The 22,836-nt window shown below is 64.1% G+C and carries 22 protein-coding genes and 1 tRNA gene; 15 read left to right on the top strand and 8 right to left on the bottom strand.

Going from position 1 to position 22,836, the window contains the following annotated elements:
- Positions 1-60 precede the first annotated feature (60 nt).
- From aroC to ACQ4N9_RS20750, 3 genes are all read left to right on the top strand, one after another.
- A complete protein-coding gene (gene aroC / locus ACQ4N9_RS20760) occupies positions 61-1,152 on the top strand; it encodes a chorismate synthase (protein WP_232885006.1) in 1,092 nt (363 codons plus the stop codon).
- Positions 1,153-1,297: 145 nt separating this feature from the next.
- Positions 1,298-2,452 carry an MFS transporter gene (locus tag ACQ4N9_RS20755; protein ID WP_347149129.1) on the top strand — a complete coding sequence of 385 codons (1,155 nt, stop codon included), beginning with the start codon at positions 1,298-1,300 and terminating at the stop codon, positions 2,450-2,452.
- Positions 2,452-2,988, top strand: coding sequence for an oxidase (locus ACQ4N9_RS20750; protein WP_390967724.1), 537 nt, complete (start codon positions 2,452-2,454; stop codon positions 2,986-2,988). The genes ACQ4N9_RS20755 and ACQ4N9_RS20750 overlap by 1 nt, the downstream gene beginning before the upstream one ends.
- A 9-nt stretch (positions 2,989-2,997) precedes the next feature.
- Here ACQ4N9_RS20750 and ACQ4N9_RS20745 read toward each other — a convergent pair whose 3' ends face one another.
- Positions 2,998-3,270: a DUF3509 domain-containing protein gene (locus tag ACQ4N9_RS20745; protein WP_125463159.1), complete on the bottom strand. Its 273-nt coding sequence runs from the start codon at positions 3,268-3,270 to the stop codon at positions 2,998-3,000.
- A 267-nt stretch (positions 3,271-3,537) separates the two neighbouring features.
- Here ACQ4N9_RS20745 and ACQ4N9_RS20740 point away from each other — a divergent pair, with 267 nt between their 5' ends.
- Positions 3,538-4,059 carry an ankyrin repeat domain-containing protein gene (locus tag ACQ4N9_RS20740; RefSeq protein ID WP_390967725.1) on the top strand — a complete coding sequence of 174 codons (522 nt, stop codon included), beginning with the start codon at positions 3,538-3,540 and terminating at the stop codon, positions 4,057-4,059.
- 62 nt (positions 4,060-4,121) lie between these two features.
- A complete protein-coding gene (locus ACQ4N9_RS20735; RefSeq protein WP_110992565.1) occupies positions 4,122-4,652 on the top strand; it encodes a hypothetical protein in 531 nt (176 codons plus the stop codon).
- 122 nt (positions 4,653-4,774) lie between these two features.
- Here ACQ4N9_RS20735 and ACQ4N9_RS20730 read toward each other — a convergent pair whose 3' ends face one another.
- Positions 4,775-5,713 (bottom strand): ZIP family metal transporter, encoded by a 939-nt coding sequence (locus ACQ4N9_RS20730; RefSeq protein WP_390967726.1) that lies wholly within the window; start codon positions 5,711-5,713, stop codon positions 4,775-4,777.
- A 126-nt stretch (positions 5,714-5,839) separates the two neighbouring features.
- Between ACQ4N9_RS20730 and ACQ4N9_RS20725 the strand changes: the two genes are divergently transcribed.
- From ACQ4N9_RS20725 to ACQ4N9_RS20710, 4 genes are all read left to right on the top strand, one after another.
- Entirely contained in the window at positions 5,840-6,031 is a 192-nt protein-coding gene (locus tag ACQ4N9_RS20725) for a PLDc N-terminal domain-containing protein (RefSeq protein ID WP_125463163.1), read from the top strand.
- A gap of 227 nt (positions 6,032-6,258) precedes the next feature.
- Positions 6,259-8,337, top strand: a complete 2,079-nt coding sequence (locus tag ACQ4N9_RS20720; protein ID WP_390967727.1) for an LTA synthase family protein — start codon at positions 6,259-6,261, stop codon at positions 8,335-8,337.
- A 144-nt stretch (positions 8,338-8,481) separates the two neighbouring features.
- Positions 8,482-8,718: a hypothetical protein gene (locus ACQ4N9_RS20715; protein WP_125463165.1), complete on the top strand. Its 237-nt coding sequence runs from the start codon at positions 8,482-8,484 to the stop codon at positions 8,716-8,718.
- Positions 8,719-8,903: 185 nt separating this feature from the next.
- Positions 8,904-9,236: a ribonuclease E inhibitor RraB gene (locus tag ACQ4N9_RS20710; protein WP_110992570.1), complete on the top strand. Its 333-nt coding sequence runs from the start codon at positions 8,904-8,906 to the stop codon at positions 9,234-9,236.
- A gap of 31 nt (positions 9,237-9,267) precedes the next feature.
- Here ACQ4N9_RS20710 and ACQ4N9_RS20705 read toward each other — a convergent pair whose 3' ends face one another.
- Complete coding sequence (locus tag ACQ4N9_RS20705) at positions 9,268-10,068, bottom strand: cytochrome c (protein WP_390967728.1); 801 nt, start codon at positions 10,066-10,068, stop codon at positions 9,268-9,270.
- Positions 10,069-10,596: 528 nt separating this feature from the next.
- On the opposite strand from ACQ4N9_RS20705, the gene ACQ4N9_RS20700 reads away from it, so the two are divergent.
- Positions 10,597-11,331 (top strand): amidotransferase, encoded by a 735-nt coding sequence (locus ACQ4N9_RS20700; RefSeq protein WP_347149137.1) that lies wholly within the window; start codon positions 10,597-10,599, stop codon positions 11,329-11,331.
- A gap of 59 nt (positions 11,332-11,390) precedes the next feature.
- Here the strand turns inward: ACQ4N9_RS20700 and ACQ4N9_RS20695 are convergent, their stop codons facing one another.
- From ACQ4N9_RS20695 to ACQ4N9_RS20685, 3 genes are all read right to left on the bottom strand, one after another.
- Entirely contained in the window at positions 11,391-12,362 is a 972-nt protein-coding gene (locus tag ACQ4N9_RS20695) for a magnesium and cobalt transport protein CorA (protein WP_125463169.1), read from the bottom strand.
- A gap of 177 nt (positions 12,363-12,539) precedes the next feature.
- Positions 12,540-13,259: a lysophospholipid acyltransferase family protein gene (locus ACQ4N9_RS20690; RefSeq protein WP_390967729.1), complete on the bottom strand. Its 720-nt coding sequence runs from the start codon at positions 13,257-13,259 to the stop codon at positions 12,540-12,542.
- Between the two features lie 136 nt (positions 13,260-13,395).
- Positions 13,396-14,085: a crotonase/enoyl-CoA hydratase family protein gene (locus ACQ4N9_RS20685; protein WP_323830886.1), complete on the bottom strand. Its 690-nt coding sequence runs from the start codon at positions 14,083-14,085 to the stop codon at positions 13,396-13,398.
- A gap of 289 nt (positions 14,086-14,374) precedes the next feature.
- Here ACQ4N9_RS20685 and ACQ4N9_RS20680 point away from each other — a divergent pair.
- Positions 14,375-14,464: transfer RNA gene (locus tag ACQ4N9_RS20680), tRNA-Ser, on the top strand.
- Between the two features lie 272 nt (positions 14,465-14,736).
- Here ACQ4N9_RS20680 and ACQ4N9_RS20675 read toward each other — a convergent pair.
- Entirely contained in the window at positions 14,737-16,869 is a 2,133-nt protein-coding gene (locus ACQ4N9_RS20675) for a TonB-dependent siderophore receptor (protein WP_390967730.1), read from the bottom strand.
- A gap of 195 nt (positions 16,870-17,064) precedes the next feature.
- The gene (locus tag ACQ4N9_RS20670; protein ID WP_347149142.1) at positions 17,065-17,442 is read right to left on the bottom strand and encodes a hypothetical protein; all 378 of its coding nucleotides are present in this window, start codon (positions 17,440-17,442) and stop codon (positions 17,065-17,067) included.
- Between the two features lie 442 nt (positions 17,443-17,884).
- Between ACQ4N9_RS20670 and ACQ4N9_RS20665 the strand changes: the two genes are divergently transcribed.
- The 4 genes from ACQ4N9_RS20665 to ACQ4N9_RS20650 are packed head-to-tail and all read left to right on the top strand — an operon-like array spanning position 17,885 to position 22,828.
- Positions 17,885-19,342 carry a serralysin family metalloprotease gene (locus tag ACQ4N9_RS20665; protein WP_430933604.1) on the top strand — a complete coding sequence of 486 codons (1,458 nt, stop codon included), beginning with the start codon at positions 17,885-17,887 and terminating at the stop codon, positions 19,340-19,342.
- Positions 19,343-19,395: 53 nt separating this feature from the next.
- Positions 19,396-19,773, top strand: coding sequence for an AprI/Inh family metalloprotease inhibitor (locus ACQ4N9_RS20660; RefSeq protein ID WP_390967732.1), 378 nt, complete (start codon positions 19,396-19,398; stop codon positions 19,771-19,773).
- Between the two features lie 44 nt (positions 19,774-19,817).
- Entirely contained in the window at positions 19,818-21,539 is a 1,722-nt protein-coding gene (locus ACQ4N9_RS20655) for a type I secretion system permease/ATPase (RefSeq protein ID WP_390967733.1), read from the top strand.
- Positions 21,536-22,828 carry an HlyD family type I secretion periplasmic adaptor subunit gene (locus ACQ4N9_RS20650; RefSeq protein ID WP_390967734.1) on the top strand — a complete coding sequence of 431 codons (1,293 nt, stop codon included), beginning with the start codon at positions 21,536-21,538 and terminating at the stop codon, positions 22,826-22,828. Before ACQ4N9_RS20655 ends, ACQ4N9_RS20650 begins: the two co-directional genes overlap by 4 nt.
- The last annotated feature ends 8 nt before the right edge of the window (positions 22,829-22,836 follow it).

Genomic DNA, 22,836 nt, shown 5'->3' with positions numbered 1-22,836 from the left:
TGTGGCGTTTTCCGTATACTGCTGCTTTCGTCCCACTCAGGCTGATTTCGCGGAGCGTCCATGTCCGGCAATACCTACGGCAAGCTGTTCACTGTCACCACCGCTGGCGAAAGCCATGGCCCGGCGTTGGTCGCCATTGTCGATGGGTGCCCGCCCGGCCTGGAAATCTCCCTGGCCGACCTGCAGCATGACCTTGACCGGCGCAAGCCCGGCACCAGCCGGCACACCACCCAGCGCCAGGAAGCCGATGAAGTGGAGATCCTCTCCGGCGTGTTCGAAGGCCGCACCACCGGTTGCTCGATCGGCCTGCTGATCCGCAACACCGACCAGAAGTCCAAGGACTACTCGGCGATCAAGGACCTGTTCCGCCCGGCCCACGCCGACTACACCTACCACCACAAGTATGGCGAGCGCGACTACCGCGGCGGCGGGCGCAGTTCGGCGCGCGAGACCGCCATGCGCGTGGCCGCCGGCGCCATCGCCAAGAAGTACCTGGCCACCCAGGGCATCCGCGTGCGCGGCTACATGAGCCAGCTCGGCCCGATCGAGATCCCGTTCAAGACCTGGGACTCGGTGGAAGACAACGCCTTCTTCAGCCCCGACCCGGCCAAGGTGCCGGAGCTCGAGGCCTACATGGACCAGCTGCGCCGTGACCAGGACTCGGTCGGGGCGAAGATCACCGTGGTGGCCGAGGGCGTGATGCCGGGCCTGGGCGAGCCGATCTTCGACCGCCTCGACGCCGAGCTGGCCCATGCGCTGATGAGCATCAACGCCGTCAAGGGCGTGGAGATCGGCGCCGGTTTCGCCAGTGTCGCCCAGCGCGGCACTGAACACCGCGACGAAATGACGCCGGAAGGCTTCCTCAGCAACAACGCCGGCGGCATTCTCGGTGGCATTTCCTCCGGCCAGCCGATCGTCGCCCACCTGGCGCTCAAACCGACCTCCAGCATCACCACGCCGGGTCGCTCGATCGACATCGACGGCAACCCGGTGGAAGTGATCACCAAGGGCCGTCACGATCCTTGCGTCGGTATCCGCGCCACGCCGATCGCCGAGGCGATGATGGCCATCGTGCTGATGGACCACCTGCTGCGCCACCGCGGGCAGAATGCCGATGTGAAGGTGAATACCCCGGTGCTGGGCCAGCTCTGAGTATTCAGCCGACTGTGCCGGCGCTATCGCCGGCAAGCCGGCTCCCACAGGTCATGGGTTGTCGCTGAGGCCTGCGCATAACCTGTGGGAGCTGGCTTGCCAGCGATAGGCCCGGTCAGACACCACCGAACCCGCGGTCTGCCCCATGCCCCCCATCCCCTACTGGCGCCTGTCCAGCTTTTACCTCTTCTACTTCGCCCTGCTCGGCTCCACGGCGCCGTTCCTGGCCCTGTACTTCGATCACCTGGGCTTTTCCCCGGCACGCATCGGCGAGCTGGTGGCCATCCCCATGCTGATGCGGTGCATCGCCCCCAACCTGTGGGGCTGGCTGGGTGACCGCAGCGGCCAGCGCCTGTTGATCGTGCGATTGGGGGCTTTGTCGACCCTGGCGACCTTCTCGCTGATCTTCTTCGGCAAGAGCTACGCCTGGCTGGCGTTGGTGATGGCCCTGCACGCGTTCTTCTGGCATGCGGTACTGCCGCAGTTCGAGGTGATCACCCTGGCCCACCTGCACGGCCAGACCGCGCGCTACAGCCAGGTGCGGCTATGGGGCTCGATCGGCTTCATCCTCACCGTGGTCGGCCTGGGGCGCCTGTTCGAACAGTTGAGCCTGGACATCTACCCGGTGGCCCTGGTGACCATCATGGCCGGCATCGTCGCCGCCAGCCTGTGGGTGCCCAACGCCCAGCCGCCGGAGCATGCCGAGCGGCGTGGGGCAGGGGGCTTCCTCAAGCAGGTGCTGGCCCCGGGCGTGCTGGCGTTCTACCTGTGCGTGGGGCTGATGCAACTCAGCCACGGCCCGTACTACACCTTCCTCACCCTGCACCTGGAGTCGCTGGGCTACAGCCGCGGTGCGATCGGCCTGCTGTGGGCGCTGGGGGTGGTGGCCGAGGTGCTGGTGTTCATGGCCATGAGCCGCATCTTTGCGCGTTTTTCGGTACGCCGGGTGCTGCTGGCGAGCTTCCTGCTGGCCGCCGTGCGCTGGCTGCTGCTGGGCAACCTGGCGGATATCCCGGCGCTGCTGGTGCTTGCCCAGGTGTTGCACGCCGCCACCTTCGGTTGCTTCCACGCCGCCAGCATCGCCTTCGTGCAGTCCAGCTTCGGTGCCCGCCAGCAGGGCCAGGGCCAGGCGTTGTACGCCGCCCTGTCCGGCACCGGCGGTGCGCTGGGCGCGTTGTATTCGGGCTACAGCTGGAAACTGCTGGGCCCGCACTTCACCTTTGGTATGGCCAGCGTCGCGGCACTGGCGGCAGCCGTTATCATTGCCCTCCGTTTGAAAGACAGCAGGAACGACCCCTGATGAGCATCCTCAGCGTTTTCCACCGCAGCAGCCCAGAGCTTGCGAACAAGGTACTGACCCACCACGACGACATCGTCGCCACCCTGGCCGAGCAGGGTGTACGCCTGGCGCGCTGGGAGTCCGGCGCGCGCCTGCGTCCGGGCAGCAGCCTGGCGGAGGTGCTGGACGCGTGCCGCGCACCGCTCGACCGGCTGATGAGCGAGCATGGCAGCGCAACCTTCAGCCTGCTCAGCCGCGATGGCGACGACCCCGCCGAGGTCGACTTGCGCGACGAGCATGTGCATGACGACGAGCAAGTGTTCGCGTTGATCAGCGGGCGTGCGCAGCTGAGCCTGCGCCTGGGCGATTTCGTCTATGCCGTGCTGTGTGAAAAAGATGATGTGCTGGTGGTGCCGGCTGGCACCCGGCGCTGGCTTGACCTGGGGGACACGCCGTTCTGCCTGGCGTTGCGGCTGCACGCCAGCGAGCAGGGCGTGCAGCCGCGTTTCACCGGTGATGCCGGTGCCCGGCAGTTCCCGGGGTTTGGCGAGCTCTGAAACAGCCGCTTAGCGGTAGGTTGGCAGCGCGAAGCGCTGCTGGCTCTGCAGCCTGGAGATCACTGGCAGTTCGCTGGCTTGTTCGGCCAGGTCACGGCGCAGCGCACTGATCGCCCATGACAGCTGTTCGGCACTGTGCAGTTGCGCGTAGCTCAGCACTCGGCGTGTGACCACGCCGTCGGCGGCGCGCAAGGTCAGCAGCACACCGCCGTCCGGGCGGGCCTTAGTGTCCACCTGATAAGCGGAAAACACCGAGACGAACTTTTGCTGGATGAGGTCCATATCAACTCCTGACTGATGTGTGGGCAGACATGAGTTGGGTTTTGCAGTGATCGTGCCACTCTTTTTATTGTAAAAAATCCTTTAAAAACAATTACTTAGATGTTGTTGCGAGGCGCCGGGCATTGCATTCTGCAAGGTCGTGCAATTTGCACAGTGCAATTTGCACGGTCATAGCTTCTGTCTTTGCCCCCCATAGAATCTGAACCTTTGACCCGCTGGCGGTGCCTGACCAACACTTGGGCCCATTCAATTGCCAGGAGGTTCCAGATGTCCGACCAACAGCCCGCGCCCATGACCGCCGAAGAAACCGCCGCATTCGCCGAAGAAGTCTTCGAGCGTGCCCGCCGCGGCGATGCGCCGATGCTCGGGCGCCTGCTCGACAGCGGCTTGCCGGTCGATTTACGCAACCACAAGGGCGATACCCTGCTGATGCTGGCCAGCTACCACGGCCACCATGAGGCGGTGCAGGTGCTGCTCGGCCACGGTGCCGACCCACTGATCGCCAACGACAACGGCCAGTTGCCCATCGCCGGCGCGGCATTCAAGGGCGACCTGGCGATGATTCGCCTGCTACTGGAGCAGGGCGTGCCCGTGGACGCCGCCGCAGCGGACGGTCGTACCGCACTGATGCTGGCGGCGATGTTCAATCGCCTGGAGATCATCGACTACCTGCTGGCCCAGGGCGCCGACCCGACACACCGCGATGCCGGGGGCGCCACCGCACTGATGGCGGCGCGCACCATGGGCGCGACGGACGCTGCAGCGCGCCTCGAAGCACTCGCCGGCTAACGGCCCGGGGGCGTTTGCGGCTATCCTTGGCGCCTTTTCACGCCAACCCGCAGGGCCCCCCCATGAAAGACCAGTTGCTCGAACTCATCCGCCTCATCGCTGCCGGCTGCATGCGCGATGAAGATATCGAGCGCATCGCCGACGAGGCCGCCCAGGCCTACGCCGACCCCGCCGCCTTCCTTGCCGCCAACCCGGACATCAACTACGACGATACCTTCCCGTTCCCACTGGGCGAATGGGTGGTGGTTGGCAGCCTGCCCGACACCGTGCTGTTCCAGGCCGACAGCTACCAGGACCTGTTCCAGCAGATCAGCGATTCGTTCGACAAGAGCGTGCCGTTCACCCTCAAGCCCAAGCAACTGGCACGTACCGAGCCGTTGACCGCGCTCAATCGCATCCAGGTGCAGATGGGTGCGCTGAACAAGGAAGCCGGCGGTTATGTGCTGCTGAACTTCAGCCAGTTGCTCGACGACGAGCTGCAGGTGGTGATGGTGGGGCAGAACGACCTGGCGCGGGTGCTGGAGCTGGGCGCTGCGGTGGGGATCAAGGTCGAGCCGGCGCTGGAAGCGTTGAAGGTGGCTGTGCACGTCTGAAATCTGCGCCGCTCTTTTCGCGGGTAAACCCGCTCCCACAGGTACAGTGCAATCCTGGGAAATGCACGGACCCTGTGGGAGCGGGTTTACCCGCGAAATGGCCCTGAAGGCTGTTGTCAGTTTCAACCCAACGCGGTATCGAGAAACATCATCACCGCAAACCCGCCCATCAACCCCAGTGTCGCCGCGGTCTGGTGGCCGTTGCGGTGGGTTTCCGGAATGACCTCGTGGGACACCACGAAGATCATCGCCCCCGCCGCCAGGCCCATGCTGATCGGGTAGGCCAGGGCGAAGCCGGTGGAGATGCCCAGGCCGATCACCGCACCCAACGGCTCCATCAGGCCGGAACCGATCGCCACCAGCGCCGCCTTGAAGTTGGACAGCCCCGTGGCGCGCAGGGCCAGGGCGACAGCCAGACCTTCCGGAATGTCCTGGATGGCGATGGCGCTGGTCAGTGGCAGGCCGATGCTCATGTCGCCGTTGGCGAAACTCACACCGATGGCCATGCCTTCAGGCAGGTTGTGCAGGGTGATGGCCAGCACGAACAGCCACACCCGGCTCACCCGCTCGGCTTGCGGGCCACAGGGGCCCGTGCTTTCGTGCTCGTGCGGGGTGAAACGGTCGAGGCCTAGCATCAGCAGCACGCCCAGGCCCATGCCCAGCACCACGGTGAAGGCTGCGGCCGGGCCGTTGCCGGTGATCTCGCGGGCAGCGTCGAGGCCGGGAAGAATCAGGGAGAAGGAACTGGCGGCGAGCATCATGCCGGCGGCAAAGCCGAGCATCACGTCCTGGCTGCGCGCGCTGACGTCGCGCAGCACCACCGCCAGCACCGCGCCCAGCGCGGTGGCCGCAAAGCCGGACAGGCCGCCGAGAGTGGCCAGGGGCAGGTGGTCGGCATGATCGCCGTTGAGCGCATTCCAGATGCTCGCCAGCAGCAGGGCGATGATGGCCAGCAGGCTCAAGCCCAGGCCGGCGCTGAGCCAGGGTGTGGTGCGGGCCTGTTGCCGCCAGGCGCTGAAAGGCGAGAAGGGGACGGCGTTGTGGGTGTGGGCTGGGGGCATGCGGACCTCGAAGCGATGAATGCTGACAGTCTATCCACTGACTGGCCCGTGGGACCAAGGATTCCCCTCTATCGAGGCCATAGCCAGCTATGCTCTGGCTCACATTCACCACACGGGAGCGGCAGCATGGGCTCTACTTTCAACGGACTGGTCGGCCTGGTCATTCTCGCCCTGGACATCTGGGCGGTGCTCAACGTACTCAAAAGCAGCGCCGAAGTCGGCATCAAGGTGCTGTGGATCCTGCTGATCGTGCTGCTGCCGGTGCTGGGGCTGATCATCTGGGCCATTGCCGGCCCGCGGGGCAACCTGCGGATCTGATCGCCTGCTCCGGCGAAAAACTGGCATCAGCCGTTACAATTTGCCGACGACAAGGCCTATCCTGCCATAGCTTGTGACAAGCGCTATCGACAAAATTTTCACACTCGATTTTCGAGAATCCGCGCCGCACAATGCCGCTCTGGTCCGGCGCCATGATCGATGGCAAGGCCTGGCTGTCGGCGATTTCGCCCTTTTCGCAAACCCGCAATCCTAGGACCTCTCCATTCATGGCTATCACGGACGCCCTGAAGCAAGGGGGCGCGCGAGGCTCGTTCTCGCCGACCCTGAAATCCCACCTGGCCTACACGCTGCTCAGCGGCCTGGTGATCATGCTGATGCTCAGCCTCGTGCGCCTGGCGCTGCTGGTCTACAACAGCGACATGATCGGCGACACCCCTTACTCGACCGTGGCCGAAGGCTTCCTCAATGGCCTGCGCTTCGACCTGCGGGTGGTGGTGTACATCAGCATTCCGCTGCTGCTGGCCCTGCTCAGCCCTTGGCTGATGGCCCGGCGTGGCCTGTTCCGCCTGTGGCTGACCATCGCGTCGAGCGTGGTGATGTTCCTCGGCCTGATGGAGATGGATTTCTACCGCGAGTTCCACCAGCGCCTGAACGGCCTGGTGTTCCAGTACATCAAGGAAGACCCCAAGACCGTCATGAGCATGCTCTGGTACGGTTTCCCGGTGGTGCGCTACATCCTGGCCTGGCTGGTCGGCACCTGGCTCTTGAGCCTGCTGTTCAAGGGCATCGACCGCCTGACCCGTGGCGGTAGCGCCAGCCTGCAAGGCGCAGGCACGCGTACCGTGGCGCCTTGGTATGGTCGCCTGGTGGTGTTCGTGGTGATCCTGCTGATCGCCGTGGTTGCCGCCCGTGGCACCCTGCGCCAGGGCCCGCCCATGCGTTGGGGCGATGCTTTCACCACTGACTCGAACTTCGTCAACCAGCTTGGCCTGAACGGCACCCTGACCCTGATCGATGCCGCCAAGAGCCGCTTCGGTGAAGACCGCGCCAACATCTGGAAAGCGACCCTGGACCAGAACCTGGCCACGCAGAGCGTGCGCGACCAGCTGCTGACCCCCCATGACACCCTGGTCGATGCCGACGAAGCGGCGATCCGTCGCGACTTCGTGCCGCCCCAGGAACGCACCCTGCCGATCAAGAACGTGGTGGTCATCCTGATGGAGAGCTTCGCCGGGCATTCGGTGGGCGCCCTGGGCAGCGAGACCAACATCACCCCGTATTTCGACAAGCTGGCCAAAGAGGGGCTGCTGTTCGACCGCTTCTTCTCCAACGGCACCCATACCCACCAGGGCATGTTCGCCACCATGGCCTGCTTCCCCAACCTGCCGGGCTTCGAATACCTGATGCAGACCCCGGAAGGCGGCCACAAGCTGTCCGGCCTGCCAGCGCTGCTCAGCGCCCGCGATTACGACGACGTCTACGTCTACAACGGCGACTTCGCCTGGGACAACCAGTCCGGTTTCTTCGGCAACCAGGGCATGACCACCTTCATCGGCCGCAACGACTTCGTCAATCCGGTGTTCTCCGACCCGACCTGGGGCGTTTCCGACCAGGACATGTTCGACCGCGGCAACGAAGAGCTGGCCAAGCATGACGGCAAGAAGCCGATCTATGCCCTGCTGCAGACGCTGTCCAACCACACCCCGTACGCGCTGCCCAAGGACCTGCCGGTCGAGAAGGTCACCGGTCAAGGCCGCCTGGACGAACACCTGACCGCCATGCGCTACTCCGACTGGGCGCTGGGCCAGTTCTTCGAGAAGGCGCGCAAGGAGCCGTACTTCAAGGAGACCCTGTTCGTCATCGTTGGCGACCACGGCTTCGGCAACCACCAGCAGGTCACCGAGCTGGACCTAGGCCGCTTCAACGTGCCGCTGCTGCTGATTGCCCCAGGCATCCAGGACAAGTTCGGCGCGGTCAATCACACCGTGGGCACCCAGGTCGACATCGTGCCGACCATCATGGGCCGCCTCGGTGGCCAGGCCCGCCACCAGTGCTGGGGCCGTGACCTGCTCAACCTGCCGGAAGGCGACCAGGGCGTGGGTATCATCAAGCCGTCGGGCAGCGAACAGATCGTCGGCCTGGTGCAGGGTGACCGCATCCTTATCGAGTCCAAGGACATGAGCCCGCGCATGTACCGTTACCAGCTGGGCCGTGAGTTCAAGGCCGACCTGATCGAAAGCCCGGACGAGTCGCAGTTGCAGAAAAAACTGGAAGCGTACATCCAGACCGCGACCAAGAGCCTGCTGGACAACACCGCTGGTGTGGTCCATGGCACGCCGAAGTAAGTAAGTCGCTGCATCGAAAAAGCCCGCCCTGACCCGGCGGGCTTTTTTTATCAGGTTTCATGCTTGGGGCTGAACAATTGCCCCCTTGTCAGGGTCAAGCTAGTACGCAGTTTCACTCACCGTAGTGGTAGCGAGGGCTGATCGATGAAAGAGTGGGAAGTGCGCTTTGCTGACCAGAAGGGCGAACCGCAATCGCTGTTGCTCAACGCCGAGCAGCGCCCCAGTGAGGAAGATGCCGCACGGGCGATTCGCTCCCGTCTGTTTCCGCTCATGGATGAACTGGACCTCAACGATTTTCAGGACCGCAGCTTTTCCCCGACTGCACGTTGGCTCAAGGAGCAGAACGGCGTCACCATCACCGCTATTGACGAAGCCCCCTGAATAACGGGTTTCTGGCGAGGTGCCGGCTCAGGCACTACGCTGCTTGAAGACGTGGGCCTATTCTGCGGGTCCGCGTCGTCTTCATTCTCGTTTTGCATCAGCTCTAAACGCCAGGCAGGTCTCAAGTGCCAGGTGAGTGCGTTGTGCACGGAAAGTCTATCCATTGCATTGCAGGAGGACGTTTCATGAGCAGCCTGAACGACGATATCAGCAGCAGTGTTCTTAGCCAGATGAAAGCTGGCGGTTTCGACTTCACCCGCATCCACCCCATCGAGTTCTATGCCGTTTTCCCCGACGAGGCCTGCGCGCGCCGGGCGGCGGGGCAGTTCCGTGGGGAGTCGCTCAGTGCCCAGGTGAGCGAGCGTGACGATGGCGCCTGGCATCTGGAACTGAGCAAGGTCATGTATGCCACCTACGGCGGGATTGGCGCTTTCGAGGCATCGTTCGAACGCGTCGTTTCGCCTTATGGCGGCGAGGTCGAAGGCTGGGGCGTCAAGCAGGAGCGGCCGATCGCCTGAGGCCGCTCCTACAATCAGCGCAAGATCGGCTTCACTTTTTGCGCGCCGCCATATGTTTCAGATACGCCAGCAACGCATCGAGCTCCTGCTCGTTCAGCACCTGCGTGGAAAACCCCGGCATCCTTGCCTGCGGCCACTGCCGCAGGCTCTGCGGGTCGCGGATGTACTGGCGCAGGAACGCCGGCTGGAAATACTCGGTGGGGTTGTGCGGCAGGTTCAGGTCCGGGCCGAATTGCGCGTCGCCTGCGCCATTGAGGCGGTGACAGGCCAGGCAGTTCTGCTGGAACAGCGCGAAGCCCTGGCGCACCGGGTCGTGCTCAGGCAGCGCGGGGGCGGGCAGCAGGGCAGGGAAGCGCACCTCCACCGCAGCCAGGCGGCGGATCGTGGTGATCTGGAACGGCCATTGTTCGGGGCGGATACCGCTGGCCTGCGGGTTGGTCCAAACCAGGTAGAACGGCCCGGCGCTCGGCTTGCCGGCGGCGAGCGGCGGCCAGCCATGGGCGGGGTCTTCGATGGCCAGCCAGGCCTGGGCCGGGCCGCTTTGCAGCAGCGCAGCCGCCGGCATCTCGGCGGCGAAACCATCCAGGGCCACGGCTTGCAGGTGATCGGCTGCGCTCACCCCTTCGAGCAGCGCCGCCAGCGGCACTGCCCGGTAATGCACCGTGCGTTTGTAGGCCACATCCTGTTCGATAGTGATGTCGCGGGCTTGTGGGTGGTGGAGCAGTTGCTCGCTCTGCCATTGCTGGTGCTTTTCACCCAGCTCCAGGTTCAACTGCGCTGCCGAAAGCGGCGGTGTGAGCAACAGGCAGAGCAGGGCGAGGTACAGGCGCATGGGGGTCTCCAACCATCAAGGTTGGCAGATTACCCGTGCACTGCCCGCAAAGGCCACAGCCGTCGTCAGCCAAACAGCCGGGTGAGGTTCGGCAGAATGAGTAGCAGTGTGGTGGCGAACAGAATGAGCCCGGCTTGGCGTACTTTCGATTGTCTGAACATGGCGGACCGCCTTCTTGTTGTTATTCCTGAATAACCCTTGGCTTCCCTGTCACGCGTCGGGTCGATCGCAGTGGCGTGGCAAGACGCCGTCGCTGCTTGCCTCGTGTTTTGTCGATATACAACCAACAGTAGGGCGCGCGTCAGGGATGTTTCAGAACCCTTTGTTCTATTGGATTTTGCATTGATATCCGAGGGTTTTAAGGCCACTGGCCACCTCGCTGGCACGCTCTGGCTAGACGAGTGCGCGCAGGGGGTTACCGAGGGTTACAGGGCCTACCGTTCGTCCGGACATCCTACTTGCTTGTGCTGATATTTCGCGTCAGTCTTTACAGCAAATCCCACCCACATGTCGTTCAGGACTACCGCTATGTCGTTACGCATCTGCATCCTTGAAACCGATGTCTTGCGACCGGAGCTGCGCACGCAGTACCAGGGCTACGGAAGGATGTTCGAGCAGCTGTTTTCGCGTCAGCCGATCGCTGCCGAGTTTGACGTGTTCAACGTCATGAACGGCGACTACCCCCCGGACGGCGTAGCCTTCGATGCTTACCTGGTCACAGGCAGCAAAGCCGACTCGTTCGGCGACGACCCCTGGATCCAGACCCTCAAGGCCTACCTGCTCAAGCTGTATGAGCGTGGCGAGAAGCTGCTGGGCGTGTGCTTCGGCCATCAACTGCTGGCATTGACCCTCGGTGGCAAGGCCGAGCGCGCCGACAAGGGCTGGGGTGTGGGTATTCATCGCTACAGCCTGGCGGCCCATGCCCCGTGGATGGACCCGCAAGTGTCCGAGCTGACCTTGCTGATCAGCCACCAGGACCAGGTCACCCAACTGCCCAAGGATGCAACGGTGATCGCCTCCAGCGATTTCTGCCCGAACGCCGCCTATCACATTCGCGACCAGGTGCTGTGCTTCCAGGGCCACCCGGAGTTCGTCCACGACTATTCCCGCGCATTGCTCGATGCGCGCCAGGACTACCTGGGTGATGAGGTCTATCAGAAAGCCGTGGCCAGCCTGGCCAGCGAGCACCAGGGTGACTTGGTGGGCGAGTGGATGCTGCGCTTCATCCAGCAACCGGCCAAGTCGAAGCCTGACGCTGCGTGATCGATTGCGGGGCAAGTCGCAGCGGCGGTGCGCCGCTGCGACTTGCCCCGCGACGCGTTCTACAGCCAGCCCGAACGCTTGAAGCTGTAGAACAACCCCGCACACCCCAGCCCGATCACACTGAGCACGGCAAAATAGCCGTAATGCCAGCCCAGCTCCGGCATGTTCTGGAAGTTCATCCCATAAATCCCGGCAATCGCCGTGGGGAACGCCAGGATTGCCGCCCAAGCCGCGAACTTGCGCTGGGTGATGCTCTGGCGCGATGACTCCAGCAGCATGCCGATCTCGATGGTCTGGCTGGCGATGTCGCGGATGCCGGCCAAATCCTCCATCTGCCGCGTGACGTGGATCTGTACGTCGCGAAAGTACGGGCGCATGTTCTTGTCGATGAACGGAAAGTTCAGGCGCTGCAGCTCCTCGCTCACCTCGACCATCGGCGCCACGTAGCGGCGCAGGCGCAGGATGTCGCGGCGCAGGCTGTGCAGGCGCTGGATATCCTCTTCCTTGAGCGAGTTGCTGAGCACACTTTGTTCCAGCTCTTCGATTTCGCCGTGGATGGCTTCGCTGACGGGCTGGTAGTTCTCGGTGACGAAGTCGAGCAAGGCGTACAGCACGAAATCTTCACCGTGTTCGAGCAGCAGCGGGCGCGCCTCGCAACGCTGGCGCACCAGGGCATAGGATTTCGAATGGCCGTTGCGGCAGGTGATGATGTAGCCGTTGCCGGCAAAGATGTGGGTCTCGATGAATTCCAGCCGGCCTTCGTGGCGCACCGGGGAGTAGGTGACGATGAACAGCGCGTCGCCAAAGGTTTCGAGTTTCGGCCGGCTGTGTTTTTCCAGGGCGTCTTCGATCGCCAGCTCATGCAGGCCGAACTGACGCTGCAGGTTGGCCAACTCCTCGGCATTGGGCTCTTCAAGGCCGATCCAGACGAAATGCCCGGGCTTGCGTGCCCACTCGGCGCCTTCATCGAGGTTGATGTTGGTGACTTTCCTGCCGGCGCTGTACACCGCAGACGCGACGACTCGACCCATGGTTGTCCGCTTATTCGGTTGAACACGACGGACAGCTTGGGCTGTGTGGGCGCTTGGGGCAACCCGTAGACATGAAGATTTGCGCAGGCCTATCGGCGGCAAGCCGCGGCGCCCACAGGGTGGCGCACGCGGTCGAGGTGGGAGCCGGCTTGCCGGCGATGGGCCCGAGAGCCAGGCTCAGTTACCTGGAAGCTCGTTTTCCATATGGTCGATGCAATGCTGCATCTGCGCCTGGCACTGCTCGATCAAGGCGGGCAGGTCCTGCTGGGTCAGGCCTGCGGTGGCAATCGGCGCCAGCGAGCGAATGATCACCGTGCGCCGGCGCCAGCTGTTCAGGCCCATGCGCCGCGTGTAACGGCTGACGCACACCGGCACGATCGGCACGCCGGCTTCGAGGGCCATGTGGAACGCGCCTTTCTTGAACGGCAACAGCTGTTCGCCCGGGTTGCGCGTGCCCTCGGGGAAGACCCAGATCGAGGTGTCGTGGTGCAAGGTGCGGGTAGTCGCCTGCAGGGCCTGGCGTGCCTGGAAGCTGTTTTTACGGTCTATCAGCACGTTGCCGCCCAGCCAGAACAGCTGGCCGAACAGCGGTACCCAGCCCAGGCTTTTCTTGCCGATGGCCACGGTGCGCCGCGGCACCACCTGGCCAATGATGAACAGGTCGTAGTTGGACTGATGGTTGGCAATGATCACGCAGCCCGGGGGCTGGTCCCACAACGGGCCGACCTCGGCCTTGACCTTGATGCCCATGAACCAGGCGGCGGGCACGCTGTAGAGGCGGGCGAACAGGCGGCTGTTGTCGGGGTTGAACGGGCGCAGCAGGCCGATGACCAGGCCAAGCACTCCCACGAGCAGGAAATGCAGCCCCAGCAGGAGCATGCGAAGCAGATAAAGCATGGTACGACTCACACAGAACGATCGCGGCGCAGTGTACGGACGTGCACTGTTGGCGGCAAATGCTGTGGGAGGCTGGATGTCTTGTCTGTAGGAACGGCCCGACAAGGCCGATCCCACAGGCGTTCTGGGCAGCCAATCAGCCCAGGTGGTTCTGGTCCGCCAGGATGGCCTCGTCCAGCAGTTCCAGCAGACCTTTGCGCACCTTCAGCTTGGTGTTCTTGTGCGCCAGCATGTTCAGCTTCTTCATTTCGCGGGCGACCGCGGTGGCAGTTTCCAGCAGTTGCTCGGCCGGCACCACCTTGTCGAGGAAGCCAGCGTCCACCGCGCCCTGCGGGTCGAACACCTCGGCATTGTTCACCGAGCGCTGGAAGGCTGCACGGCTCAGGCGGTCACGGGCCAGTTCGATACCGGCATGGTGCATGGTCATGCCGATCTGCACTTCGTTCAGGCAGATCTTGTAGGGGCCTTCGACACCGATGCGGTAGTCGCCCGACAGCAGCAGGAAGGCGCCCTTGGCCACGGCGTTGCCAGGGCAGGCGACGATCACCGGGAAGGGGTGCGAGAGCAGGCGGCGGGCGAGGGTGGAGCCGGCGGTGACCAGCCCGACGGCTTCTTTGGGGCCGGCGGTCATCACCTTGAGGTCGTAACCGCCGGAGAGAATGCCCGGCTGGCCGGTGATGATCACGATTGCACGTTCCTCGACGGCGCGGTCGAGCGCGGCGTTGAACGCCTTGATGACCTCCGGCGAGATCGCGTTGACCTTGCCGTTGTTCAAGGTCAGGGTGGCGATGCCGTCTTCGGCGTGGTAGGTAATCAGCTCGCTCATGGCAGAGTCCTTAGGGGGGCGTGGCGACGACGTTACCCAGCGTCGCCTGCCAGGTAAAGCACCAAGGCTGACCGGTTGGTCAGCGCCAGGCCGCTACCCCTCGCACCATCGGGCCGGCGCATCTGCGGCAGGTAAAAGCGCAGGCCACAATGGCAGCTTTGCCTTGATAACCGAGAGAATTCGGCTAATTGGCTTAAGCGCATGAAAATTCTGAAAAAAATGCTTGCCAAAGAAAGACTCTTCTACTAAATTAGCGCGCCTCGACAGGCTAAACAGCTTGAAGAGAAACGGTGAAGTGTCCGAGTGGTCGAAGGAGCACGCCTGGAAAGTGTGTATACGAGAAATCGTATCAAGGGTTCAAATCCCTTCTTCACCGCCACATTCTACGAGAAGCCCCCGAATCGAAAGGTTCGGGGGCTTTTTGTTTTGGCTGATCCGTCAGCCCCATGAAACCCTGTGGGAGCAACTGTCTTATGTTGTCAGTGCTGGCCTCATCGCTGGCAAGCCAGCTCCCACAGGTACGATGCTTGCCTCGAGGTTAGCGCGGTCCATGTGGGAGCGGGTTCACCCGCGAACACCGGCGGCGCCGGTGCCATGCTGCGCGGGTAGATTGCAGCGGCGAACCGCCGCTTGCACAGGGGGCGCTTCGAGTCAGAAGCTCACCGAAGCCGACAGCCGCGCCGTACGCGGTGAGCCCTGGAACAAGTAGTTGTCGCCCAGGTAGTCGCCCACGTCGCGCCAGTAGCGCTTGTCGAACACGTTGTCCACGGTCAGGCGCAGCACTGTGTCGTAGCCGCCGATGCGGGTGCTGTAACGGCTGCCGAGGTCGAACACGGTGTAGCCGCCGGCTTCGACGTTGCCGGCCTGGCTGGCGTATTTGCTGGCGCTGTAGCGTGCGCCGCCAAGCAGCGCCAGGCCCGGCACGGGCAGGGCGTAGTCGGCGTGCAGCGCGGCGCGCAGGCGTGGCACGTTGATCGCCTGGTGGCCTTCGTAGGCGTCGGTGCCGCTGTCCTGCACCCGGGCGCGGATCGCCGCGGCACTGGCCTGAAGCTGCAGTTTCGAGGTCACCCAGCCGCTGGCGCCCAGTTCCAGGCCGGTGTTCTTCTGCTGGCCCTGCTGCACATAGGTGAAGCTACCGTCGTCCTGCGGCTGCGCATATTGGTAGGCCTGGCGGATCTGGAACAGCGCGGCGCTGAAGCTCATGCCTTGCCAGTCGCGCTTGATACCCACTTCCAGCTGGCGCGACAGGGTGGGGGCGAGGATCTCGGCGGCGTTGCTGGCGAACCAGGGCGCGGTGCCGCCACTGGAAAGGCCTTTGGAGTAGCTGGCGTACAGCGTGGTATCCGCCTGCGGCTTGTAGATCAGCGCGGCGTTGGGCAGCAACTGGTACTGCTGGGTATGCCGGCCGGCAACGCCGTCCTGATCCCAGGTCTTCTCGTCCAGGCGCACTTCGCGAGCGCCGATCACGGTCTGCCAGTTTTCGTTGAAGGTGATGCGGTCGCTGACGAACAGGCCGTACTGGCGGCTGTCCAGGCGGCGTTCGCTGTCGCCGAGCGAATCCGTTGCCGCTGGCACGCCGGGGGCGTCGAAATTGATATTGCCCGTGCCGACGGGGATGTTGTAGGACGGTCGCTGATCTACCGTGCGCCGCTGGGCGCTGGCACCAACCGTCAGTTCGTGGTCTACGCCGAACGCATCGAAGCGGCCATCGAGCATGGCCTGGGCCTCGTCGGTGCGCCGGGTGTCGTCGGGGCTGCGAAAATCATAGATGTCGTAGTCGCCGTTGCCGGCAAAGAACGCGCCTTCACTGGAGCCCCAGGCAAACGCGCTGTAGTCATCGATCACCACCTTGCTGCGCGACGCACTCAAGGTGCCGTTCCAGTCATCGTTGAAGCGGTACTTGAAGCGCCCGCCCAGGTTCAGCGAGTCGTTCTGCACCGGCTTGGCCCACTGCTGCCAGGCCAGGTGATCCTTGGGGTCGACATTGTGTGGCAGTTGGCTGCCGCCCAACAGTTGGTAGCCCGGCACCGAGTACTGCTCGCGGTGCTGGTATTCAGCGTCCAGTTCCAGCACGGCGTCGGGGTTGATCTGCCAGTCGGCGGCCAGCGAGGCGAAGTCGCGTTTGCCGTCGGCATGGTCGACATAGCTGCGGATGTCCTCATGGGCCAGGTTGACGCGCAGGCCGAACTGGCGCTCGGCGCCGAACCAGCCGCCCAGGTCGGTGGCCAGGTAGCGTTCGCCCTGTTCGTTGCTGGAAACGCTGAGCGTGCGCACGTCTTCGGTGCGCTTGGTCACGTAGTTGACCAGCCCGCCAGGCTCCGACACGCCGCTTTGCAACCCCGACAGCCCCTTGAGCAGTTCGACCTGCTGCTTGTTCTCCAGTGCCACGTTCTGCTCACCGGCGATGGTCTGGCCGTTGATCCGGTAACTGCTGGCGGCATTGAGCTCGAAACCGCGCACGTTGAAGTTCTCGTAGTAACCGACCGGCGCATAGCTTTCACCCACCGAGGCGTCGCTCTGCAGCACTTCGCTCAATTTGCGCACCTGGCGGTCGTCGAGCAACTGGCGGCTGAACACGCTGACCGCCGCCGGGGTATCGAGCAGTGGCGCATTGTGCAGTCCGCCGACCTGCGCCTCGCGGGCCTGGTAGCCATCACTGCCGTACACCTCGGTGACCTTTACCGGCGCCAGGGTCACGCTGTCTGCTGCCAGGGCATGGGCGCCGTGTAGGGCAAGGCCAAGGCCGAGCAGGCCAAGGGGCAGGCGGGGGCGAAGCGGGGTCATGCGGGGCTCCTTGAAAATACCGACGCCGCCGTTATCGGTCGGCTGCGGTCGGCAGGGCAGGTGTCGGGCAGGGGTAGCCCGCCGGCGTTGCGCCGGTCAGGCGGATGCAAAAGGGCGCCATGTTAACAGGCGCGCACGGGCAAGTGCCTGCAAACGCAGGCACTCAGGGAGAAAACGTATGGGCCGCGGGTGAATTCAGGCGGCGACTGGCCGTTGCTGCCGGCGCCAGTTGTCGTCGATCTTCGACCAGGTCTTGCCATCGGTGATGGCCAGCAGCTTGCGCCCATCCTTGAAGGTGGCGATGAAGGTCACTTCGTCCTCCTTGCCACCCAGCAGCAGGCCGGCGAGCAGGCCGACCGGCCCGGCCACCAGCGCCCCGGCCATGCCCCAACCCAGGGCGCCGCCGAGGCTGCGGGTCGATTCCAGGTTGGCCAGTTTCAGCTCCTGGATGCGTGTGAGAGAAATGCGCTCGCCAGGCGAGGGGCTGCGCGGGGTCTTGAGTGTGAGCGCTCCGTTGCGATACTCGCCTTCACCTTGCAAGAAATCGCCGGATTGCACCGTGAGTCTTGTCATCGTGTCGTCCTGTCGGGAAAGGGCTTTTGACCAACGCCTAATGAGCGCCGTGGGCGCGGGCAAGTCAACGGCCAGGCGACGGAGGGTCGTGCGGCCGGTTGTCGCGCAGTAAAGCGCCTAAACGAAATGATGCTTCGAATGAACATCAAGTGGTCGCGTTTTCATAAGTAAACTTCGAGCGGATGAATAAAAACCACTGAGTCATTAATTGGGCTCATGGTTTTATCCAGGTTTGCCGGGGTAATAACAGTTTGCGCAAATAACGACATCGCAGTGCCGGTGTTCACAAACGAAAAAAGTCTGTCAGAAAATGCTGGACAGAAAGTTTCACTTTGTGTCAGTTTTTTTGCGCCTCATAAGGGCGAGTGACAGGATGAACTCGCCAAGTGGGAGATTCCTGTCTGACATCAACTGCTTGTTCGTAAACAAGGAAGTAACCTGCATGTCGAAAGTCCAAGTTAATGCCAGTGTTTCGGCCACTTCTGCGTTACAACCGCACGGGCCGAGTACCTCCGCCGGTTTGATCGACCGTTTCGCCCATCAGTACGATCGCGGCGGCGCCAACATCAACGGCAAAGCGTCCTACACCGTCGACCAGGCGGCCGATTTCATCCTGCGCGATGGCGCGGCCTGGAAAGACCTGAACAAGGACGGCACCATCAGCCTCACCTACACCTTCCTCAACCGCGCACCGTCGGACTTCTACAGCCGCGAACTGGGCAGCTTCAGCCAGTTCAGCAGCCTGCAGAAGGACCAGGCCAAGCTCGCCATGCAGTCCTGGGCGGACGTGGCCAAGGTGACCTTCACCGAGGCGGCGTCGGGCGGCGACGGTCACATGACCTTCGGCAACTACAGCGCAAACGACGGCGGCGCGGCCTTCGCCTACCTGCCGTTCGACCAGCCCGGCTCGCACAAGGGTGAATCCTGGTACCTGATCAACAGCGGCTACCAGGTCAACACCACCCCCGGCACCGGCAACTACGGGCGCCAGACCCTCACCCACGAAATCGGCCACGTGCTCGGGCTGTCCCACCCCGGCGACTACAACGCCGGCAATGGCAACCCGACCTACCGCGACGCCAGCTACGCCCAGGACACCCGCGGCTACAGCGTCATGAGCTACTGGAGCGAGAGCAACACCTCGCAGAACTTCGTCAAGGGCGGCGGGCAGTACTACGCCTCGGCGCCACTGCTGGACGATATCGCGGCGATCCAGAAACTCTACGGCGCCAACTACGCGACCCGCTCGGGCGACACGGTGTATGGCTTCAACGCCACGGCCGATCGCGACTTCTACTCGGCCACCTCGGCGTCGTCGAAGGTGGTGTTCGCGGTGTGGGACGGCGGCGGCAACGACACCCTCGACTTCTCCGGTTTCACCCAGAACCAGAAGATCAACCTCAACGAGGCGTCGTTCTCCGACGTGGGCGGCATGGTCGGCAACGTGTCCATCGCCAAGGGCGTCACCGTGGAGAATGCCTTCGGCGGTTCGGGCAACGACCTGCTGATCGGCAATGCCGTGGCCAACCTGCTCAAGGGCGGGGCCGGCAACGACATCATCTACGGCGGTGGCGGTGCCGATACCCTGTGGGGCGGCGCCGGCGCGGACACCTTTGTGTTCGGCGCGGTCAGTGATTCGGCCAAGGCGGCACCGGACCGGATCATGGACTTCACCAGCGGGCAGGACAAGATCGACCTGTCGGGCATGGCCGCCTTCGCCGTGGACAAGCTGCCGCTGCAGTTCGTCAACGCCTTCACCGGCCATGCCGGCGAGGCGATCCTCAGCTACGACCAGGCCACCAACCTGGGTAGCCTGACCATCGATTTCATCGGAAACGGCCTCGGCGATTTCCTGGTAACCACCGTTGGCCAGGCCGCTGTCAGCGACATCGTGGTCTGATGCACGAGGGGGCGGCGTGTGTGCGCCGCCCCTTTTTGAGCTGAGGTTGACGCATGCCTTTATGCAAACCAATGATCGCCGTGTGGGCGATCTCCCTGATGGTGATGACCGAGGTCAGTATGGCCAGCAGCCTGTTACTCCCCAACCCCGCGCAACTGGCCGGGCGTTGGCAGCTTTACCCTGAAAGCCAGCAAGCGCAGGCCTGTGAATTGCGCCTTGACGCCAACGAAGGCGCGCTGGGCGGCGATCTGGATTGTGTTGCGCAGCTGATCGGCCTGCGCCCCGGCAGTTGGCTGGTAACCCCGGACACCCTGGCTCTGGTGGGCGGGGACGGCAGCAGCGTGGTGCACTTCAGCCGCGAGGGCGCCCTGCGCTATGGCTGGACTGCTCCAGACGGCACGCCGCTGATACTCGAACGCCAGCACCCATAACCCCCGCCCGGCACTTTGCAGTGCCGGGCCAATAAGGGCGAAACATGAAACAACCGAGCCAAAAGCCCGGGGCACCCTTATGGGCGGCGCTCGGCAACTACAAGTCGACCTTGATCAGCGTTGGCTGTTTTACCGCATTGATCAATGTATTGATGCTGGTACCTTCCATTTATATGTTGCAAGTGTACGACCGTGTACTGAGTTCGCAGAACACCACAACGTTGTGGATGCTGACCTTGATGGTCGTCGGCTTCTTCATATATATCGGTGCACTCGAGGCGGTGCGCAGTTTCATTGTTATCCGCGTGGGTAACCAGTTGGAGAAAAGTTTCAACCTGAGTGTGTATCGCGCGGCCTTCGAGCGTAACTTGCGCCAGCGTGACGGCGCTGCCGGGCAAGCGTTGAACGACCTCACCCAACTGCGCCAGTTCGTCACCGGGCCTGCGTTGTTCGCCTTCTTCGATGCCCCCTGGTTCCCCCTCTACCTGGCGGTGATCTACCTGTTCAATGTATGGCTCGGGGTGATGGCCACGGTCGGCGCACTGTTGTTGGTCGGCCTGGCCGTGCTCAACGAGCGCTTGACCCATGCCACTCTGGCTGAGGCCAGCAACGTCCAGCAGCAATCGACCATGCTCGCCGCAAGCCAGCTGCAGAGCGCCGAAAGCATCCAGGCCATGGGCATGCTCGGCGCCCTGCGCCAGCGCTGGTTCGCCCTGCACGGGCGCTTCCTCGACCTGCAGAACCGCGCCAGCGACACCTCGGCGGTGATCACCGCCAGCAGCAAGGGCCTGCGCCTGTGTCTGCAATCGCTGGTACTGGGCTTGGGCGCACTGCTGGTGATCGAGGGCCAGATGACACCCGGCATGATGATCGCCGGTTCCATCCTGATGGGCCGGGTGCTCAGCCCGATCGATCAGTTGATCGCGGTGTGGAAGCAGTGGAGCGGCGCCCAGCTGGCCTACCAGCGTCTGGGCAGCTTGTTGCACGATCATCCCGAGCCGCCGGCGCCCATGCCGTTGCCGGCACCCAGCGGTGCCCTGGCGGTGGAGCAGCTCAGCGCCGGCCCGCCCGGGCGCAACCTGGCCACGCTGGCGCAGGTGAGCTTCAGCCTGGCGCCGGGTGAACTGCTGGGCGTGCTGGGGGCCTCGGGCTCGGGCAAGTCGACCCTGGCCAAGGTGCTGGTCGGCGTGTGGCCGAGCCTGGCCGGGCATGTGCGCCTGGATGGCGCCGAGCTCAAGCAATGGGACCGTGAAGCCCTTGGCCCGCACATTGGCTACCTGCCGCAGAACATCGAACTGCTGCGCGGCAGCATTGCCGAGAACATCGCCCGCTTCGGCGAGCTGGATGGCCAGAAAGTGGTCGAAGCCGCGCGCCTGGCCGGGGTGCATGAGCTGATCCTGCGCCTGCCCCAGGGCTACGACACCCGCCTGGGCGAGGCGGGCGCCGACCTGTCCGGCGGGCAGAGGCAGCGCATTGCCCTGGCCCGCGCGCTGTACGGCAACCCCTGCCTGATCGTGCTCGACGAGCCCAACTCCAACCTCGACAGCCCCGGCGAAGCCGCCCTGGCCAGCGCCTTGATGCAGCTCAAGGCCCAGGGCCGCACCGTGGTGCTGGTGACGCACCGCAGCGCAGCACTGGCCCAGGCCGACAAACTGCTGGTGCTCAACGAAGGGCGCATGCAGGGCTTCGGCCCGGCCCGCGACATTCTCCACGCCCTTGGCCAGGGCCAGGCGCAACGCCCATTGCAGGCCGGAGGTGGCGCATGAGCCGGCATGAACGCGATGCGCGTTTCCATGTGCGCCTGGGTTGGCTGCTGACCCTGGTCGGCTTTGGCGGGTTCATGGCCTGGGCAAGTCTGGCGCCGCTCGATCAGGGCGTGCCGGTGCAAGGCACGGTGGTGGTGTCGGGCAAGCGCAAGGCGGTGCAGTCCATGGCTGCCGGCGTGGTCAGCCGGATCCTGGTCAGCGAAGGCCAGCAGGTGCGCCAGGGCGAGCCGCTGTTTCGCCTTGATCGCACCCAGGTGCAGGCCGATGTCGACGCGCTGCAGGCCCAGTACCGCATGAGCCGCGCCAGCCTGGCGCGCTGGCAGAGCGAGCGCGACAACCTTGGCCAGTTGCAGTTTCCCGCCGAGCTCAGCGCCGATGCCGACCCCAGGCTGGAACTGATCCTCGAAGGCCAGCGCCAGTTGTTCGACAGCCGGCGCCAGGCCCTGGCCCGCGAGCAGGGCGCCCTGGCCGCCAGCATCGATGGCTCCCAGGCCCAGCTGGCCGGCATGCGCCGTGCACGCGGCGACCTGCAGGCCCAGGCCGATTCGTTGCGCGAGCAGCTGGACAGCCTGCGCCCGCTGGCCGGCGAGGGTTACATCCCGCGCAACCGGGTGCTGGAGTACCAGCGCCAGCTGTCGCAGGTGCAGCGTGATCTGGCGCAGAACGCTGGCGAAAGCGCACGGCTTGAACAGGTGATCGTCGAGGCGCGGTTCAACCTGCAGCAGCGCCGCGAGGAGTACCAGAAAGAAGTGCGCAGCCAGCTGGCCGAGGCCCAGGTGAAAGCGGCGACGCTGGAGCAGCAGCTCAATTCCGCGCGTTTCGACCTGCAGCACAGCGAGATCCTCGCCCCGGCCGACGGCATCGCGGTAAACCTGGGCGTGCACACCGAGGGCGCGGTGGTGCGTACCGGTGACACTTTGCTGGAAATCGTCCCCCAGGGCACCGCGCTGGAGGTGGAAGGGCGCCTGCCGGTCAACCTGGTGGACAAGGTGGCGCCACAGCTGCCGGTGGACATCCTGTTCACCGCGTTCAACCAGAACCGCACGCCCAGGGTGACCGGCGAAGTGGCGCTGGTGTCGGCCGACCAGCTGATCGACGAACGCACCGGCCAGCCGTATTACGTACTGCGCAGCAGCGTCAGCGACGCGGCGCTGGCACGCCTGCAAGGGCTGTCGATCCGCCCAGGCATGCCCGCCGAACTGTTCGTACGTACCGGCGAACGCTCACTGCTCAACTACCTGTTCAAGCCCCTGCTCGACCGTGCAGGCAGCGCCTTGACCGAACAATAAGGACTGCG

It is taken from the genome of Pseudomonas sp. ES1 (assembly GCF_050586605.1).
Classification (GTDB): domain Bacteria; phylum Pseudomonadota; class Gammaproteobacteria; order Pseudomonadales; family Pseudomonadaceae; genus Aquipseudomonas; species Aquipseudomonas sichuanensis.
Note: the sequence above shows the minus strand (reverse complement) of the source record. Positions and strands in the feature narration are given on the sequence as shown.

Coding starts and splice junctions, on each gene's coding strand:
- ACQ4N9_RS20745 (WP_125463159.1), bottom strand. CDS start 3,270: ATGGACCTCATCCAGCAAAAGTTCGTCTCGGTGTTTTCCGCTTATCAG.
- ACQ4N9_RS20725 (WP_125463163.1), top strand. CDS start 5,840: ATGGGCTCTACTTTCAACGGACTGGTCGGCCTGGTCATTCTCGCCCTG.
- ACQ4N9_RS20715 (WP_125463165.1), top strand. CDS start 8,482: ATGAAAGAGTGGGAAGTGCGCTTTGCTGACCAGAAGGGCGAACCGCAA.
- ACQ4N9_RS20655 (WP_390967733.1), top strand. CDS start 19,818: ATGAAACAACCGAGCCAAAAGCCCGGGGCACCCTTATGGGCGGCGCTC.
- ACQ4N9_RS20740 (WP_390967725.1), top strand. CDS start 3,538: ATGTCCGACCAACAGCCCGCGCCCATGACCGCCGAAGAAACCGCCGCA.
- ACQ4N9_RS20720 (WP_390967727.1), top strand. CDS start 6,259: ATGGCTATCACGGACGCCCTGAAGCAAGGGGGCGCGCGAGGCTCGTTC.
- ACQ4N9_RS20690 (WP_390967729.1), bottom strand. CDS start 13,259: ATGCTTTATCTGCTTCGCATGCTCCTGCTGGGGCTGCATTTCCTGCTC.
- ACQ4N9_RS20730 (WP_390967726.1), bottom strand. CDS start 5,713: ATGCCCCCAGCCCACACCCACAACGCCGTCCCCTTCTCGCCTTTCAGC.
- ACQ4N9_RS20660 (WP_390967732.1), top strand. CDS start 19,396: ATGCCTTTATGCAAACCAATGATCGCCGTGTGGGCGATCTCCCTGATG.
- ACQ4N9_RS20750 (WP_390967724.1), top strand. CDS start 2,452: ATGAGCATCCTCAGCGTTTTCCACCGCAGCAGCCCAGAGCTTGCGAAC.
- ACQ4N9_RS20710 (WP_110992570.1), top strand. CDS start 8,904: ATGAGCAGCCTGAACGACGATATCAGCAGCAGTGTTCTTAGCCAGATG.
- ACQ4N9_RS20670 (WP_347149142.1), bottom strand. CDS start 17,442: ATGACAAGACTCACGGTGCAATCCGGCGATTTCTTGCAAGGTGAAGGC.
- ACQ4N9_RS20650 (WP_390967734.1), top strand. CDS start 21,536: ATGAGCCGGCATGAACGCGATGCGCGTTTCCATGTGCGCCTGGGTTGG.
- ACQ4N9_RS20675 (WP_390967730.1), bottom strand. CDS start 16,869: ATGACCCCGCTTCGCCCCCGCCTGCCCCTTGGCCTGCTCGGCCTTGGC.
- ACQ4N9_RS20700 (WP_347149137.1), top strand. CDS start 10,597: ATGTCGTTACGCATCTGCATCCTTGAAACCGATGTCTTGCGACCGGAG.
- ACQ4N9_RS20695 (WP_125463169.1), bottom strand. CDS start 12,362: ATGGGTCGAGTCGTCGCGTCTGCGGTGTACAGCGCCGGCAGGAAAGTC.
- ACQ4N9_RS20755 (WP_347149129.1), top strand. CDS start 1,298: ATGCCCCCCATCCCCTACTGGCGCCTGTCCAGCTTTTACCTCTTCTAC.
- ACQ4N9_RS20735 (WP_110992565.1), top strand. CDS start 4,122: ATGAAAGACCAGTTGCTCGAACTCATCCGCCTCATCGCTGCCGGCTGC.
- ACQ4N9_RS20665 (WP_430933604.1), top strand. CDS start 17,885: ATGTCGAAAGTCCAAGTTAATGCCAGTGTTTCGGCCACTTCTGCGTTA.
- aroC (WP_232885006.1), top strand. CDS start 61: ATGTCCGGCAATACCTACGGCAAGCTGTTCACTGTCACCACCGCTGGC.
- ACQ4N9_RS20685 (WP_323830886.1), bottom strand. CDS start 14,085: ATGAGCGAGCTGATTACCTACCACGCCGAAGACGGCATCGCCACCCTG.
- ACQ4N9_RS20705 (WP_390967728.1), bottom strand. CDS start 10,068: ATGCGCCTGTACCTCGCCCTGCTCTGCCTGTTGCTCACACCGCCGCTT.